The 15758-nt window shown below is 65.0% G+C and carries 14 protein-coding genes; 3 read left to right on the top strand and 11 right to left on the bottom strand.

All coding sequences use genetic code 11. From position 1 onward, the window contains the following. Positions 1-16 precede the first annotated feature (16 nt). From J7J08_RS01265 to J7J08_RS01250, 4 genes are all read right to left on the bottom strand, one after another. Positions 17-916 (bottom strand): TIM barrel protein, encoded by a 900-nt coding sequence (locus J7J08_RS01265; protein WP_214900749.1) that lies wholly within the window; start codon positions 914-916, stop codon positions 17-19. A 201-nt stretch (positions 917-1117) separates the two neighbouring features. Continuing rightward, a complete protein-coding gene (locus J7J08_RS01260; RefSeq protein ID WP_214900747.1) occupies positions 1118-1465 on the bottom strand; it encodes a cyclophilin-like fold protein in 348 nt (115 codons plus the stop codon). 137 nt (positions 1466-1602) lie between these two features. Continuing rightward, positions 1603-2757 carry an MFS transporter gene (locus J7J08_RS01255; protein WP_251006335.1) on the bottom strand — a complete coding sequence of 385 codons (1155 nt, stop codon included), beginning with the start codon at positions 2755-2757 and terminating at the stop codon, positions 1603-1605. A gap of 50 nt (positions 2758-2807) precedes the next feature. Then, the gene (locus J7J08_RS01250) at positions 2808-3866 is read right to left on the bottom strand and encodes an alpha/beta hydrolase (protein ID WP_214900743.1); all 1059 of its coding nucleotides are present in this window, start codon (positions 3864-3866) and stop codon (positions 2808-2810) included. Positions 3867-3975: 109 nt separating this feature from the next. Here J7J08_RS01250 and J7J08_RS01245 point away from each other — a divergent pair, with 109 nt between their 5' ends. Next, positions 3976-4902 (top strand): LysR family transcriptional regulator, encoded by a 927-nt coding sequence (locus J7J08_RS01245; RefSeq protein ID WP_214900741.1) that lies wholly within the window; start codon positions 3976-3978, stop codon positions 4900-4902. On the opposite strand, the gene J7J08_RS01240 is transcribed toward J7J08_RS01245, so the two are convergent. The 6 genes from J7J08_RS01240 to J7J08_RS01215 form a co-directional block, all read right to left on the bottom strand. Continuing rightward, positions 4884-5453 carry a TetR/AcrR family transcriptional regulator gene (locus tag J7J08_RS01240; protein WP_214900739.1) on the bottom strand — a complete coding sequence of 190 codons (570 nt, stop codon included), beginning with the start codon at positions 5451-5453 and terminating at the stop codon, positions 4884-4886. The two genes, J7J08_RS01245 and J7J08_RS01240, sit on opposite strands and share 19 nt — an antisense overlap. 15 nt (positions 5454-5468) lie before the next feature. Continuing rightward, positions 5469-6755 (bottom strand): beta-ketoacyl-ACP synthase II, encoded by a 1287-nt coding sequence (fabF, locus tag J7J08_RS01235; RefSeq protein ID WP_214900737.1) that lies wholly within the window; start codon positions 6753-6755, stop codon positions 5469-5471. Continuing rightward, positions 6755-9829, bottom strand: a complete 3075-nt coding sequence (locus J7J08_RS01230; protein ID WP_214901561.1) for an efflux RND transporter permease subunit — start codon at positions 9827-9829, stop codon at positions 6755-6757. The genes fabF and J7J08_RS01230 overlap by 1 nt, the downstream gene beginning before the upstream one ends. Further along, complete coding sequence (locus tag J7J08_RS01225) at positions 9820-10938, bottom strand: efflux RND transporter periplasmic adaptor subunit (protein WP_214900735.1); 1119 nt, start codon at positions 10936-10938, stop codon at positions 9820-9822. Before J7J08_RS01225 ends, J7J08_RS01230 begins: the two co-directional genes overlap by 10 nt. Positions 10939-11021: 83 nt before the next feature. Next, a complete protein-coding gene (locus J7J08_RS01220; protein ID WP_214900733.1) occupies positions 11022-11636 on the bottom strand; it encodes a TetR/AcrR family transcriptional regulator in 615 nt (204 codons plus the stop codon). A 103-nt stretch (positions 11637-11739) separates the two neighbouring features. Continuing rightward, on the bottom strand, positions 11740-12231 hold the full coding sequence (locus J7J08_RS01215; RefSeq protein WP_214900732.1) for a MarR family winged helix-turn-helix transcriptional regulator: 492 nt from the start codon (positions 12229-12231) through the stop codon (positions 11740-11742). Between the two features lie 80 nt (positions 12232-12311). On the opposite strand from J7J08_RS01215, the gene J7J08_RS01210 reads away from it, so the two are divergent. Then, entirely contained in the window at positions 12312-13643 is a 1332-nt protein-coding gene (locus J7J08_RS01210; protein ID WP_214900731.1) for an alpha/beta fold hydrolase, read from the top strand. Positions 13644-13769: 126 nt separating this feature from the next. Here J7J08_RS01210 and J7J08_RS01205 read toward each other — a convergent pair whose 3' ends face one another. Further along, positions 13770-14297, bottom strand: coding sequence for a single-stranded DNA-binding protein (locus J7J08_RS01205; protein ID WP_214900729.1), 528 nt, complete (start codon positions 14295-14297; stop codon positions 13770-13772). A 357-nt stretch (positions 14298-14654) separates the two neighbouring features. On the opposite strand from J7J08_RS01205, the gene J7J08_RS01200 reads away from it, so the two are divergent. Then, positions 14655-15689 (top strand): LacI family DNA-binding transcriptional regulator, encoded by a 1035-nt coding sequence (locus J7J08_RS01200; RefSeq protein ID WP_214901559.1) that lies wholly within the window; start codon positions 14655-14657, stop codon positions 15687-15689. The last annotated feature ends 69 nt before the right edge of the window (positions 15690-15758 follow it).

Here is a 15758-nt window from a genome sequence, read left to right as displayed (position 1 = left end):
CTGGGTAGATAGTGTTTCAGACATCGCAGAGGCGGATCGCCTCGCGCAGCGAGCCGACGGGATCCGGCGCCGCAGGCATGAATTCCTGCGCCAGATAGCCATCGAAACCGGTGTCGCGGATCGCGCGACAGATGGCCGGATAGTGGAGTTCCTGTTGATCTCCGATCTCGTGCCGGCCAGGCACGCCTGCGGTGTGGTAATGCTTGAAGCAAGCATGGTGCTTGCCGATGGTGGCGATGATGTCGCCCTCCATGATCTGCATGTGGTAGATGTCGTAGAGCAGGCCGAAATGATCCGAGCCGAGCCGTTGGCACAGCTCGACCCCCCAGGCAGAGTGGTCGCACAGATAGTCGGGATGGTCGACCCTGGAGTTCAGCAGCTCCATCACCAGCACGACGCCGCGCTTCTCGGCATGCCCGAGGATGCGCTTGAGTCCCGCTTCGGCATGGGCCATGCCTTCCTGCGGGTCCATGCCGTTGCGATTGCCGGAAAAACAGATGAGGTTGCGATAGCCGGCATCGGCCACCAGGTCGATGTGCCGGGTATAGCGGTCCACGAGCTGGTCATGGAACTGGCTACCGGCAAAGCCTTTGGTCAGGCCCAGCTCCGCGCCGTTGCACATGGAGCTGTATACGCCATTGGCCTTCAGCGTGGGCCAGTCCTCCGGACCGACCAGGTCGATGGCGGCAAAACCAATGCCCTTCACCGTCTGGCAGAGCTGTGCGATCGACTGCTGCGGGAACGTCCAGCGGGCGACGGAATGCTTCAGGTTGCCCTTGAGCGGCGCGTCGGAGGCGGCAACCGCAGGCAGCACGCCTGCAACGCCCAAGCCAAGGCTGCCGGCGATCGCCATGCGCAACGCATCTCGCCGCGTGAGCCCCGCGACCGGGGACGATCCGCTCGAATGGATGGACATCCACGTTCCGGCCTCCCAACCGGTATCAAACGCAACAATTCACCGCAATGCAATCGATTGCACCATAGAGTACTAAATCGATCCAATGCAAGTCGCAGTGCACGAAAATGCATGTTGCAGGGCACAACGGTGCGGTGTGGGAGGTGTTGGAGAACGGACGCATGACACGCGTGGCGTGTCACTACACCGGGATAAGGAACATCAATCGGATTCAATACGGACTTCCAGCGGCCCCTTGGCACGAAGGACCTGCAGTCCTCCCTCGATGTGTCCCAACCGGACCAGGCCCTTCGAATAGCCGAACGGCTTGTGAAAGATCGCCAGATTCCCCCACGGTGCATAGAAGGTGATGTCGCCAGCCACCGGAGTGATGCCCGCCGGTTCGCCAGCCACGCTGAGACGGCGCGGGAGCTGCGCAATCTTTTCGGTAGCGGCGTAGTCATCAAGCTGAAGCGTGAGAGGCAATTGAGCGAAGAATTCGCGTGCGGGGATGCTGTCTTCCAAGGTCGCCGACAGCGTCCGCTCGCTGATCATCAGCTTGATCTTCATGGGATGGACCTCCGAATTGGACGCTCCTTCTGTAGGAGCGACGGTGTGATCATTCCGCTCGCCAGAGCATGCGGGCACGGCCAGAGAAGCAAGGTAAAGGAATAGCAGTTGCCGAACGATCGACGTCACGCGTGCCATCAGCCACGCGCCTGCGCAGCCACGGCCGGCTCGCACGCGGGCGTAGATTCGGCGGCAGTGAGATAGGCAAGCAGCGCCGCGATCAACAGCAGGCCAGCACCGGCCATGAACGTGCTGGCAAAGCCGAAGCTGTCCAACAGCAGCCCGCCGACGGTGGAGCCCAGCGCGATCGAGCACTGCACCACCGCTACCATCAACCCCCCGCCCGCTTCGGCGTTGTCGGTGAAGGTGCGTGCCAGCCAGCTCCACCAGCCCACCGGTGCAGCCGTGGCCAGCAGGCCCCATGCCGAAAACAGTGCGGCCGTCGGCCAGAGCTGCGGACCCAGCGGCACCAGAGCCACGGCGATGACCGCCATCAACGCCGGGATGGTTACGAGCGTGCGGTAGAGGCCGCGCCTGAGGAATGCCCCGATGGCGAGCGTGCCAACGAAGCCGCTTGCACCGATGGCCAGCAGCACCAGCGGGACGGCAGATTCATCTGCGCGGGTGACCCGCTCCAGGAACGGCCGCACATAGGTGAACAAGGCGAACTGCCCCATGAAAAAGGCACCGCACGCGACCATGCCCAGCGCTACTACGCGCCGCCCGAACAGTGCAATGACCCCGCCTTGCGGCGGCCTGCCCTCCGCCGCCATGGACGGCAGGCAGATCCACTGCCATACCAGCGCAACGCCAGCCACCGGCAGAAGGCACAGGAAGGCCCCGCGCCATCCGATGATGCCACCCAGGTAGCTGCCCAGCGGCGCGGCTACAACCGTAGCCAGCGCGTTGCCACCGTTGAAGATCGCCAACGCACGTGGCACCTGCGCCGCAGGCACCAGCCGCATGGCCGTTGCGGCGGACAGTGACCAGAAACCACCAATCACCACGCCGATCAGCGCACGGCCCCCCATGTAGACCGGATAGTTGGGAGCCAACGCCACCACCAAACCAGAGACCGCCATCAATCCGGTCAGGGTCAGAAGCAACGTTCTGCGATTGATGTTCCCGGCCAACCGGGAGACCGACAGGCTGGTCAGCACGGCAAACGCGCCGGAGATGGCTATCCCATATCCGGCGAGCCCTTCGGTCACGCCAAGATCTGCAGCCAACGGCGTGAGCAGGCTCACCGGCATGAACTCAGAAGCGATCAACGCGAAGACACACAGTGTCATTGCGAGCACACCGCTCCAATTGGCGGGGCCTGCAGTGGCGTCGAAGCGACTCATTTCCCTGCAAGGCCGTGCTGGAAGAACGTCGTCAGCTTGTCGAAGGGAATCAGGTGGATACGGTCATACAGATCCACGTGACCGGCACCCTTCACCCAGTAGACCTCCTTCGGTCGACCGGCCCTGCGGTAGGCGTCCTCGCTGAACTCGCGTGAGTGTGCGGCGTCGCCGGAGATGAACAGCATCGGCCGGGGCGAGATGGTCTCGATATCATTGAACGGATGGAAGTTGATGAACTTGACCAAGCTACTGAACAGCGGCTGGGTGGTCCATTCGCTTCGCTCGCCTTCGGCCGCGTAAGCGCCGCGGGGCGTGCGGTAGAAATCATAGAATTCACGCTGTACTTCCGGCGTATCGGCCCCTAGCTTGTTTACCGTGCCGGGCACATACACCGCCTGCCCGCCGTTGAACTCGACCAGACGCTGCTGCGTTGCCGCCTGAATCATTTCCTTGCGCTGCTGCAACGATTGCGTGTTGTTCAGCCCCTGGCGCACCGCCGCGCCCATGTCATACATGCTGACCGTAGCAATGGCCCTGATGCGCGGGTCGATCTTTGCTGCGCTGATGACAAAGCTGCCGCTTCCACAGATACCCAGGCCACCAATTCGATCCGGGTCGACGAACGATTGCGTGCTCAGGAAGTCCACGGCCGCGCTGATATCGTCGGCGTAGATTTCCGGCGACACCAGGTGCCGTGGGGCACCCGCGCTTTCACCCCAGAAGGAAAGGTCGATCGCCAGCGTAACGAAGCCCTGCTCAGCCAGCTTCTGGGCGTACAACTGTGAACTCTGCTCCTTCACAGCTCCCATCGGGTGGCCAACCACCACGGCGGGCGCGCGGCCATCACGCGGCAGGCCCCGAGGGCGGTACAGCGTGCCAACCACCTCCATCTGGTATTGATTGCGGAAACTGACACGCTCGCCCGTAACGCGGGTGCTTTTGTAGAAATTGTCTGCACCAACAGGCCTCGCGGCCGTCGGCGCGTCAGCCGCCAAGGCAACGTGCGGAACGAAATGGCTGGCGGCCAATGCCAGCAGCAGCGTGGTGGATTTCATGCGCGGAGGGCCTCTGTGGGGTTCAGGACGCCACGATAGTCCCCGGTCGCTTCCGCGATAAGCCAGCTGAAAGTTGATGCATTATTGAGTTTGGCTCACAATTTGACCCATGAGCACTGTGAAGACCCATGACCTGCAAGCCTTCCTGGTGGTGGCACAGGAGCAGAGCTTCACCAAGGCGGCCGCTCGCCTGGGGGTCACGCCCTCCGCGTTGAGCCATTCCATGCGGCTGCTGGAAGAACGCCTGGGCATCCGCCTGCTGGCCCGCACCACGCGAAACGTTTCTCCAACGGAAGCGGGCGAGCGCCTGATGCGCTCCATCGCACCGCACTTCGAGGCCATTGGCGCCAGCGTCGAGGCGCTGGGGGACCTGCGCGACCGCCCAGCAGGCACCCTGCGGATCTCCTGCACGGACGATTCCATGGAAACCATCATCCGTCCTCGTCTTGCGGGGTTCCTTGCCGAGTACCCGGACATCACCCTTGAGTTCTACGTCGACTACGGCTTCACCAATGTGGTGGAACAGCGCTTCGACGCCGGCATCCGGTTGGGCGAGGCGCTCAGCAAGGACATGATCGGGGTCAGGGTCGGGCCTGACTGGCGCCTGGTAGTAGTGGCTTCGCCCACCTACTTCAAGAAACACCCAGAACCGAAGACGCCCGCGGACATAACCCAGCACCGCTGCGTGCACATCCGGCATCGTCCAAACGGTGCCATCTACGCCTGGGAGTTCGAGGAGAAGGGCAAGGAGTTCACCGTGCGCGGCGAAGGCCCGTTGGTGTTCAACAGCATGACCCACGTCATCAATGCCGCACTGGACGGACTAGGCCTGGCCTATGCGCCAGAGCCGATGGTGGCGGAGCACATCGCGCAGGGCCGGCTGGTTGCCGTGCTCGACAAGTGGTGCGTACCCTTTGCCGGCTATCACCTCTACTACCCGAACCGCCGGCAGCCCTCTCCAGCATTTTCAGCGTTTGTCTCGTGGCTGAAGTGGAATCCAGCAGCCCACACGCCAGGTCAGCGCGTTCGCGCCTGATAGTTTGCGAGGAACAGCCTGACTATCGCGCCGGCCTGGTGCGCAGACCCGGCCTGGTCGATCAACGCCAGGAAGGCGCTGGCGTGTATGCCGGCATCTGGCGATCCGGAAGGTGAGAACGCGCTGGCGAGCGTGGTGCGCTGTCGATTGAATCGCCTTTCCCATCGCGCAAGGATGGGCTCGGGAACCCCCTTGCCGTGATGAATCGCCCGGAACAGCGACCGGTAGTCATCGGTCATGGTGACCGCCGTGAGGCCCTCGGCAATTGACCAGAGGAGCTCGCCGAGATCATCCGTGTCAAGGCCGACCAGGCTCACCCCATGTTCAATCGCTGTCAGCCAACGCTGCAGCACTTCCGCTGCAAGCAACTCCTTGTTGCGGAAGTGCGCGTAGAGGGTCACCTTCGTGGACTCGCACTCGGCTGCCACCAGCGCCATGCTGGAATCGTCCAGGCCATGCCGGGCGAACACCCGTGACGCGCCGGCCAGGATCTGCTCACGCCGTTCGGCCCGGATGCGTGCCCAGCGTTGCGCTCGCGGTTCGGGAGCCATTGCCACCCCCTCGCTCTAGCGCCAGCGTTTGAACAGTGCGCTGGCGTTGACGCCGCCGAAGCCGAAGCCGAAGCCGTTTGACAGTGCATGCTCGATGGCCAATGGCCGCGCGTGGCCGCCGACGATCTCCAGACCCTCGGCCAAGGCATCGGGCATCCGCAGGTTCAGCGTGGGTGGCACGCGCTGGTCGCGCAGCGCGAGCACGGTAAAGGCCGCTTCAATGCCGCCGGCCGCCCCCAGCAGATGCCCGGTGCTGCCCTTTGTCGATGTGATGTGCAGCCCGGATGCCATGCCAAACAGCGACCGGATGGCGGCCAGTTCGGCACGGTCACCCACCTGGGTGGAGGTGGCGTGTGCGTTGAGGTGCTGCACATCGCCAGGCTGCAGACCGGCCTGCCGCAGCGCCTGCTCCATCGCCCGCCGCGCGCCTGAGCCATCTTCGGGGCCTGCGGTCAGGTGGTAGGCATCGGCACTGGTGCCGTACCCAACCAGTTCCGCCAGCGGCTGGGCCCCGCGGGCCAATGCATGCGACAGCGATTCGATCACCAGCAGGCCTGCCCCTTCTGCCATGACAAAGCCATCCCGGCCCTGGTCGAAAGGCCGCGACGCAGATTGCGGCGTGTCGTTATAGCCGGTGGACAGTGCTTTGGCAGCAGCGAACGCGCCCAGTGATACGCGATGCAGCGCGGCTTCGGTACCGCCACAGATGGCGATGTCCGCCTCGCCTGCGCGGATCATCCGTGCCGCATCGCCGATAGCCTGCACGCCGGCCGCGCACGCAGTGACCGGCGCGCCGATCGGGCCCTGGAAGCCATTGCGGATGGACACGTGTCCGGCGGCCATGTTGCCCAGGAACGACGGCGCGGTAAATGGCGATAAGCGACGTGGCCCCCGCCTGTCGGTGGTTTCCACTGCCTCGGCGATCGCGCCAAAGCCGCCGATGCCAGACGCGATGACCGTCGCGGTCCGGGTGCGCTCCAGATCGGTCGCGGGTGACCATCCTGCCTGGGCCAGGGCCTCTTCGGCGGCGATGATCGCGAACTCGATGAAGCGGTCCATCTTGCGCAGATCTTTGTCGCTGATGCTGCGCCGGCGGTTGTAGCCGTTCAGCGGATCTTCGTCCACGCCGCGTACACGGCCCCCGACGGCCACCTCCACGCCTTCGCAGATGTCGGCGGGCAGCGTGGAGATGCCCGAGGCGCCCTGCAGCAGCCGCGACCACACCACGTCGGTACCGGTGCCCAGCGGAGAGACGATGCCGATGCCGGTAACCACCACGCGCGTCGATCCAGAGGTGTGCATTACGTTGCTCCCTGCGCCGCATCGGCGCGGATGTTGTACCAGATGGAATACATCGCGGGCAGGAACACCAAGGTCAGCACAGTGCCGGCAATCGTGCCGCCGATCAGGGTGTAGGCCAGTGTTCCCCAGAACACCGAATGGGTCAGCGGAATGAAGGCCAGCACCGCTGCCAGTGCGGTCAGGATCACCGGCCGGGCGCGTTGCACCGTGGCCTCCACCAGTGCCTGGCGCGCACTCATGCCCTCCTGCTCGTTGTGGTGGATCTGCCCGATCAGGATCAGCGTATTGCGCATCAGAATGCCCGACAGCGCGATCAGGCCCACCAGCGCATTGATACCGAACGGCTGCTGGAACAGCAGCAGGGTCGGGACCACACCGATCAGGCCCAGCGGGCTGGTCAGCAGCACCATGACCATCGCCGACATCGAGCGGACCTGCAGCACGATGATCAGCAGGGTGATGGCCAGCATGATCGGGAACAGCGGCAGCATCGCCTTCATTGCCTTGCCGGACTCTTCGATCGCCCCCGCTTCGGTGATGCTGTAGCCCTTGGGAAGGGTGTCACGCAGCGGCTGCAGTGCGGCCGTCATCGCCGCGGAAACGTCCGGCGGCTGCAGGCCCTCGGCAACGTCGCCGCGTACGGTGATGGTCGGCACCCGATCGCGGCGGCGCATCACCGGCTCTTCCATCCGCACGTCCACCGTCCCGATCTGCGACAGCGGAATGCGTTGACCTGCGGCACCGACCAGGGTGAAGTCCTGCACCTTCGCCGGGTCCAGGCGGGTAGACCCGGATGACCGTGCCAGCACCTGCACAGTGCGGATATCCTCGCGCACCGTGGTGACCGGCACCCCATTGAGCAGGAACTGCAGCTGCTGGGCCGCACTGCTGGAGCTCAGGCCCACCGACTGCAGGCGGTCCTGGTCCAGGGTGAAGTGCAGTGCGGGCGTGCGTACGCCCCAATCACGGTTGACGGTACGCATCATCGGGCTGGCCTGCAGCTGCACCTCGACCTTGTCGGCGATGCCGCGCAGCACGTCAGGGTCGGGGCCGCTGACCCGGTAGGCGACCGGGTATGGCGAATAAGGCCCGAACACCAACTGGCTGACGCGTACCTGTGCCTCCGGTGCCAGCCCGGCCGCGACCGCTTCGCGCAGGCGCAGTTTGAGGGCCTCGCGTTCTTCCTGGCTGTTGGTGCGGATCACCACCTTGGCGAAGGCAGGGTCCGGCAGTTCCGGCGACATCGCCAGGAAGAAACGAGGGGCTCCCTGGCCGACGTAGGCCGTCACGATGTGTGCTTCCTTCTGCTTGGCCAGCCACGCTTCCACCTTGGCCGTGGTCGCACTGGTCTGCTCGATCGCCGTGCCGTAGGGCATCTGCATTTCCACCAGCACCTCCGGGCGATCGGAGACCGGGAAGAACTGCTTTTTCACCGCGCCCATGCCGAGAATGGCCAGCACGAACAGCGCCACCACCGAACCGGCCACCAGCCACTTGCGTTCTATGACCCGGCCCAGCAGGCGGCGGAAACGGTTGTAGCGCGGGGTGTCGTACATCGCTTCGTGACCGCCCTCCACCGGCTTCAGCTGCGGCAGGAGCTTCACGCCCAGGTACGGCGTGAACACCACCGCTACCACCCACGAAGCGATCAACGCGATACCGACGATCCAGAACATGTTGCTGGTGTATTCACCCGCGGTGGAACGCGCGAATCCATTGGGCATGAAGCCCACGGCGGTAACCAGCGTACCGGACAGCATCGGCGCGGCGGTATGGCTCCAGGCATATGCCGAGGCCGCGACGCGACTGAAGCCCTCCTCCATCTTCACTACCATCATCTCGATGGCGATGATGGCGTCGTCCACCAGCAGGCCCAGCGCCAGGATCAGGGAGCCCAGGGTGATCCGGTCGAAGTTCTTGCCAGTGGCCGCCATCACCAGGAACACCGCGGCCAGCGTCAGCGGCACCGCTGCGGCCACCACCACGCCGACCCGCCAGCCCATGCTGACGAAGCAGACCAGCATCACCACTACCAGGGCTACGAAGAACTTCACCATGAACTCGTTGACCGAGGAGCTGATGTTGTCCGACTGGTCGGTGACCTTGCCCAGCGACATGCCCAGCGGCAGCTCGGCGTTGATCTGCGCCACTTCGCTGTCCAAGGCCTTGCCCAAATCCAGCCCATTCCAGCCGTCACGCATCACCACGCCCAGCAACAACGCCGGCTCGCCGCCATTGCGGATGAGCAGGGTGGCCGGGTCTTCATACCCCCGCTTCACCGTGGCGATGTCGGCCAGCTTGATGGTCTTGCCGCCAGACACGATCGGCGTGTTGCGGATTTTGTCCAGTTCATCCAGCGCGCCATCCAGCCGCACGAAAACGGTCGGGCCATGGGTCTCCACCGAACCTGCCGGCGTCAGCGCGTTCTGTCCGTTCAGTGCCGCGAACACATCCTGCGGGCTGATGCCGAGGGTGGCCAGTCGGTCGTGCGAGAACTCAACGAAAATGCGCTCGGACTGTTCGCCGATGATGTTGACCTTCTTCACCCCTGGCACATGCAGCAGGCGCTGCCGCAGCACTTCGGCATCGCGGGCGAGCACCCGCTGCGGTTCACCCTTGGCTTTCAATGCGAACAGCCCGAAGGTGACGTCGGCGTACTCGTCGTTGACCATGGGCCCGATCACGCCGGCCGGAAGCGTCGCCGCCTCGTCCTGCAGCTTCTTGCGTGCCTGGTAGAACTCTTCCTGCACCTGCGCGGGCGGTGTGCTGTCCAGCAGGCTCAGCGTGGTGAATGCCAGGCCCGGCCGGGTGAAGGTCTCGCTGCGGTCGTACCAGCGCAGTTCCTGCAGCCGCTTCTCCAGTTTCTCGGCGACCTGGTCCTGCATTTCCTCGGCCGTAGCGCCCGGCCAGGCGGTCACGATGGTCATCACCTTCACGGTGAACGCCGGGTCTTCCGCACGGCCCAGCTTGAAGAACGAGACGATGCCGGCCAGCGATACCAGCAGGATCAGGAAGACCGTGATGGAGCGCTCACGCACGGCCAGCGCGGAAAGATTGAAGCCACTCACGGCGATGGTGCTCCGGCAGAGGCAGCGCCCCGGGTGTCGAGAATGCGCACGCGTTGGCCCTCGCGCAGCAGGTGCGCGCCCAGTGCGGCAACGCGGTCTCCGTGCTTCAGGTTGCCGATGACATACGCGCTGTCATCCGCCAGGCGCAGCACCTTCACCGGCCGCCAGGTCGCCATGGCCGGCTGCCCGTGGATGAGCCACACACCGGCGCCCTTGCCACTGTCGTTGATTCCTGCCAGCGGCACGCGTACGCCGCCTTCAGCTGCCGCCTTGCCCTGCGTTGGAAGTTCCAGCGCAACGGTGGCGCCCAGCGGCGCCGGCTCGTCGGCCGTATCCAGGACGTAGCGCGCCTCGAACGTACGCGAAACCGGATCGGCCGCGCTGGACAGCACCCGCAGGTGTGCAGTGATCGGTTCGCCAACGCGACCGAAGATGCTGGCCGTGGCGGTGGAACCCAGCGCCGGGCGCAGGGTTTCCGGCAGCTGTACTACGGCCTCGCGCGGGCCGGATCGGGCCAGCTGCACCACGACCTGACCGGCGGCCACCACCTGCCCCGGCTCAGCCAGCGTCTGTGACACCACACCATCGGCATCGGCCAGCAACACGGCATAGCTGCTCGCGTTGCCTGCCACCGCAGCCTGCGCCCGGGCCGCGCGCAGCTCGGCCTGGGCGGTATCGGCCGCCGCCTTGATCTGGTCATACGCAGAGCGCGACACCACCTGGCTGGCCGCCAGCCTGCGGTAGCGCACCTCTTCCTGCGCCGCCTGGGTCGCGCGCGCTTCGGCGGCCGCAACCGCCTGCCGCTGCGCGCTCGCTGCCAGATCCAGATCGGCCGGGTCCATCCGCAACAGCGGCTGCCCGCGCTTCACCTGCTGGCCCGCATCCACCAACCGTTCCAGCACCTTGCCGGACACCCGGAAGCCCAGGTCGCTCTGGATCCGCGCCTGCACGGTGCCGGTGAAAGTCCGGGTCTGGCCGGCGCCTTCGTCGACCAGCGCCACCCGGACCGGCGGTGGCGCGGTCCGCGGATCAGGCGGCGCGCTGCCGCCGCAACCGGTCAGGGCCAGGGAAAGAACGGAAAGGGAGAAAAAACCTGGAGAACGATGCCGCAGCATGAGGCGCACCCACAAAGGGACTGGTCAGGCCGGCATTGTTGTATCTAGTGACCATAACTGTCAACAGTCACTTCGCACTCCGATCAGGGGGACAGGCTTCTGAGGATCAGGCTGGACAGCTGCCCGGGGGCTTGGTCGCTGTAGCGCAGGCTCTCCCGCAGCAGCAGCGGGTTCAGGTAGGGGCGCATCACCAGATAGACGGCCTGTGCGGCCTCGTCCAGCGGCGTCCTGCGCTCGAAGTCGCCGGCTGCGCGCCCCCGCTCCAGGATCGCCTGCAGGTGCGCGCGCACCCGGGCCTCGTAGCCCGTGGCGGTGGGCCAACCTTCGGAGGCGGCCGCGACCGCGATCTCATAGAGCTTGCGATCTTGGTTGAACAGTTCGACGCTGGCCTCCACCGCTGCCCGGAACATGCGCCGCAGCTGTTCCGGTGCGCCATCCGTACTGCTGATGGCCGCCTCGATCTGCCGCTCGATGCCGAGCAGGCAGGTGTGGCAGATCGCCTCGCCGATCGCCTGCTTGGAGGCGAAGAACTTGTAGATGTAGGCCTTGGAGAAGCCGATCGCGCGGGCCAGATCAGAAACGGTGGTTTTCTCGTAACCGTAGTAGCTGAAGTGCTCGGTGGCCGCAGCCACGATCTGGTCGCGGACGCTGTGGTCCCCTGGCCCGCGTGCGGGCGCATGAATGTCGGCATTGCTCATGTGGCAACTGTATCGTCATGTGGCGGCGGTAGCAAATAATGACCATTCATGGCACTAGTCACTATGCGCCAAGCCCTTTCGGCCTGTAAACACCGCAGCGCATCTACTCCTCGTCGTGCAAAGCCTGCTGCTGCAGTCGTTGCAGGAAAGGAAGTGCCCGGCAATTGCGTTCCAGCGCCCACAGCACCTGGAGGGAATCGGTGCCGGCCAACTCCAGCAGTTCGGTGGAGGCCCGCTCCATGGTCACCAGGGCCTTGCGCACGCGCACAAGCTCACTTCGTCCCTTCGTCGTCAGGCTCACCAGGGTTCGTCGCCGGTCTGCCGGGTCGTCCTTCGATTTCACCAGCGACAATCGCGTCAGCTCCTTGATCCAGGCGATCACAAGTGGGTGGGATTGCCGCAACAGTCCTGCCAGTTCCGTCACCCCAAGCGAACCGTGTTCATCGAGCGCCAACAGCGTCGATATCGTGCGTGGCGGAGCGGTGACACCCACCGATGGATACCAGTCAGCCGCACCTTGTACCAGTTCGTCGGCAAGTCGCCGCAATAGATGCGCAAGGAAGGCCGGGCCTTGTTGCTGGATGAAGTCGCTCATCTCATGTGTCCCCTTGAGCGTTGACGCACCCGACTTGTTACGTCAGGATTTACGTAAATGGTAACCTAATTGGAGCGGTCATGCGCAGTCGTTTGCTTGCCACGATTCTTGCCCTGTCCGCGTTTCATGCGGTGGCGACCCCGGGCAGCCCCGACGTACCGCGCTCACACGTGCCCGCCTGCCACACAGGCAGCTACCGCATGGCCGATGGGAGCATGCTCGACATCGGCCCGGGCGCCCCGGGCGCACTTCGCTGGCGACGCCCCGATGGCCGAACAGGGGCACTCATGCCGCAGGGGGGTGATCTCTGGGTCAGCACGCTGGGCTGGACCGACCGTCCCGATGGTCATCGATTGGCGGTGATGGAGTGTGACCGCGGCAAGATCCGCTTCGACGACGTGGAGGGGCACCGACAGTCGCTCGTGCAGAGGGACACGCGCTTCGAGGGGAGCGGCGTCATGTTGAATGGGCGGTTGACGCTGCCGCCGGGGGAAGCAACTGTGCCGATCGTCGTGCTTATCCACGGTGCCGAACGAACTTCGGCGGTGGACACCTATTCACTGCAGCGCGAACTGGCAAGCCAAGGCATCGGCGTCTTCGCGTACGACAAACGAGGCACCGGACGCTCGGAGGGCCGTTACACGCAGAACTACCTCCTTCTCGCGACCGACGCGATCCGCGCCATGCACGAAGCCCGTCGTCTCGCCGGCAAGCGCGCCGGGCGCATCGGATACCAAGGCGGCAGCCAGGGTGGCTGGGTGGCGCCTTTGGCCGCGAAGATCGAGCCCGTTGACTTCGTGATCGTCAGCTTCGGCTTGGCCGTGTCGCCGATCGAGGAAGATCGCGAGGCGATCGCGTTCGACATGACGCGCGCCGGCTTCGGTGCAGACGTGCAGCGCAAGGCTGGCGAAGTGGCCGAAGCGACGGCTGCCATCATCGAGAGTAATTTCACGGAAGGGTTCGACCGGCTCGATGCGCTGAAGACGAAGTACGGGAAAGAGCCGTGGTTCCGGTTCGTGCGCGGAAACTTCACCTCGCACCTGCTTTCCACTCCCGAGGCGGTGGCTCGCCGGGACTTTCCATCGCTGCTGGAAGGCGTGCCGGCGCACTACGATCCGATTCCGGTGCTGTCCAACCTCGACGTGCCGCAGCTATGGATCTTCGGCGGACAGGATCGCGACGCGCCCCCCTTCGAGACGCTGCGTCGGCTGGAAGCGCTGAAACGCGCCGGCCATCCCATCACCACGGCCGTATTCCCGCAGGCCGACCATGGCATGTACGAGTTCGAAATGGACAAGGAGGGTGAGCGGGTATCGACACGGCAGCCAAACGGGTACCTGGACATGATGGTGAACTTCATCAAGCAGGGGAACGGCTGGAGTCGGAGTGGCCCTGGTGCGGCCTCGCGGTGAGGGTTCGACGTCCCCCCGGGATTGATCGGCAAGACGAGAAATCGGACGCCGCTGAAAACGTTGACAATAAAAAGGCCCTTGGCGAATGCGCCAAGAGCCCTTGTTTACATCTTCTATTGGTGCCTGTCAGAACGGAATATCGTCATCGGCGAAGTCATCCATCGGCGGAGCCGACTGCTGCGGCTGCTGCTGCGGGCGCTGCTGCTGGCCGTAGCCACCACCGCCACCGCCGCGCTGACCACCGCCACCGCCGCCGTATTCCTGGCGCGGGGCCTGCGGGCGCTGCGGGCGCTCGCCGCCGCCACCGCCGCCGCCTTCACCACGACCGCCCAGCATCTGCATTTCGTCGGCGATGATGTCGGTGGAGTACTTCTCCACGCCATCCTGGCCGGTGTATTTGTCGTAGCGCAGGCTGCCTTCGACGTAGACCGAGCTGCCCTTGCGCAGGTATTCGCCGGCAATTTCGCCGAGCTTGCCGAAGAACACCACGCGGTGCCATTCGGTGCGCTCCTGCTGGTTGCCATCCTTGTCCTTGCGGACGCTGGTGGTGGCCAGGCTGATGCGGGTGATCGCCATGCCGCCTTGGGTGTACTTCACGTCCGGGTCGTTGCCGAGGTTGCCGACCAGGATGACTTTATTGATGCCGCGCGCCATAGGGTTGCTCTTCCGTTGTCCGAGGGCAGGCCCGACAGATATCACACTCTGTTCGGTGCCGATACGGGGGCTGCCATGCGGGAGATCTGGGTGGGATTGCAGAACGGCGCATTCTACCATCCCCGCCGGGCGGGCCCATGTCGGAAATGCCGGGAACGGGGTTCAGGATTCCGCCAGATCCTTGTGGGACGTGGCCTCAGGCGGGGACCCGAGGCCCGGGTAGAGCCACGCCCTGCGTGGCTGCGTGGTCTGCGGGGTCTGCGTGCAAGGCCCCAGCCACGCAGGGCGTGGCTCTACGGGCGCCCGCCTTTGCATCGCCGTGGCATCATGCATGTTGTCGTCCCCGCCCTGCCCTTCATGACCATCCGCGGCAAAGCCACCTCCCTGGATATCGCCCACCTGGCCGGGGTTTCCCAGCCCACGGTGTCGCGGGCGCTGCGTGGCAGCCCGATGGTCAACCCGGAAACCCGCGAGCGGATCCTGAAAATCGCCCGGGAGCTGAACTACAAGGTGGACAAGAACGCCTCCAGCCTGCGCCTGCGCAATGCCGGCACGCTGGCGCTGCTGTTCTTCGAAGACCCCACCAACGACGATTCGCTGATCAACCCGTTCTTCCACGCCATGCTCGGCTCGATCACCCGCGCCTGCGCGCTGCGCGGCCATGACCTGCTGGTGTCGTTCCAGCAGCTGTCCACCGACTGGCAGGCCGATTACAAAGACAGCAACAAGGCCGATGGCATCATCCTGCTCGGCTACGGCGACTACCACGAGTCGCGCGAGCGGCTGCAGCGGCTGGTGGAACAGGGCACCCACTTCGTGCGCTGGGGGGCCGCCCTGCCCGACCAGCCCGGGGTATCGATCGGCAGCGACAACTTCCAGGGCGGTTTCGACATCACCACCCACCTGCTCGACCAGGGCTGCCGGCGCATCGCCTTTGTCGGCCATGCCTCCAGCCACTACCCCGAGTTCGAAGAGCGCTACCGCGGCTACGTGGCCGCGATGGCCGAACGCGGCGTTCCGGTCGACCCGGCGTTGCAGTTCGATGCGATCACCACCGAACTGTCCGGCTACGACGCCTGCCAGGCGTTGCTGGCCAGCGGCGACACCATCGATGCGGTATTCGCGGCCAGCGACCTGATCGCCATTGGCGCGATGCGTGCCCTGCGCGAACACGGCCTGCGCATTCCGCAGGACGTGGCGTTGGCCGGCTTCGACGACATTCCGCTGGCGGCGTCTGTCTCGCCGACGCTCTCCACCGTGCAGCAGGATACCAAGCAGGCCGGGCAGCTGCTGGTGGAACGGCTGCTGGCGCTGATCCAGGGCGAACCGGTACAGAGCCAGACCATTCCGGTGAAGCAGGTGCTGCGGGAATCGTCGCTGGCCGGGCGCTGAGTTCGTTACCGAAGCGCCTGCTCTGCGTCGGTCAGCGCAGCGTGCAGCGCCGTCGGAGGCAATGCGCGG

Source organism: Stenotrophomonas sp. ISL-67, from assembly GCF_018612915.1.
Lineage (GTDB): Bacteria > Pseudomonadota > Gammaproteobacteria > Xanthomonadales > Xanthomonadaceae > Stenotrophomonas.
The sequence above is the reverse complement of the archived record's forward strand: the minus strand, read 5'-3'. Positions and strand labels throughout refer to the sequence as shown.

Excerpts from the sequence above, each read along its gene's own strand:
- J7J08_RS01265 (WP_214900749.1), bottom strand. The coding sequence starts at position 916 with ATGTCCATCCATTCGAGCGGATCGTCCCCGGTCGCGGGGCTCACGCGG.
- J7J08_RS01260 (WP_214900747.1), bottom strand. The coding sequence starts at position 1,465 with ATGAAGATCAAGCTGATGATCAGCGAGCGGACGCTGTCGGCGACCTTG.
- J7J08_RS01255 (WP_251006335.1), bottom strand. The coding sequence starts at position 2,757 with ATGACACTGTGTGTCTTCGCGTTGATCGCTTCTGAGTTCATGCCGGTG.
- J7J08_RS01250 (WP_214900743.1), bottom strand. The coding sequence starts at position 3,866 with ATGAAATCCACCACGCTGCTGCTGGCATTGGCCGCCAGCCATTTCGTT.
- J7J08_RS01245 (WP_214900741.1), top strand. The coding sequence starts at position 3,976 with ATGAGCACTGTGAAGACCCATGACCTGCAAGCCTTCCTGGTGGTGGCA.
- J7J08_RS01240 (WP_214900739.1), bottom strand. The coding sequence starts at position 5,453 with ATGGCTCCCGAACCGCGAGCGCAACGCTGGGCACGCATCCGGGCCGAA.
- fabF (WP_214900737.1), bottom strand. The coding sequence starts at position 6,755 with ATGCACACCTCTGGATCGACGCGCGTGGTGGTTACCGGCATCGGCATC.
- J7J08_RS01225 (WP_214900735.1), bottom strand. The coding sequence starts at position 10,938 with ATGCTGCGGCATCGTTCTCCAGGTTTTTTCTCCCTTTCCGTTCTTTCC.
- J7J08_RS01220 (WP_214900733.1), bottom strand. The coding sequence starts at position 11,636 with ATGAGCAATGCCGACATTCATGCGCCCGCACGCGGGCCAGGGGACCAC.
- J7J08_RS01215 (WP_214900732.1), bottom strand. The coding sequence starts at position 12,231 with ATGAGCGACTTCATCCAGCAACAAGGCCCGGCCTTCCTTGCGCATCTA.
- J7J08_RS01210 (WP_214900731.1), top strand. The coding sequence starts at position 12,312 with ATGCGCAGTCGTTTGCTTGCCACGATTCTTGCCCTGTCCGCGTTTCAT.
- J7J08_RS01205 (WP_214900729.1), bottom strand. The coding sequence starts at position 14,297 with ATGGCGCGCGGCATCAATAAAGTCATCCTGGTCGGCAACCTCGGCAAC.
- J7J08_RS01200 (WP_214901559.1), top strand. The coding sequence starts at position 14,655 with ATGACCATCCGCGGCAAAGCCACCTCCCTGGATATCGCCCACCTGGCC.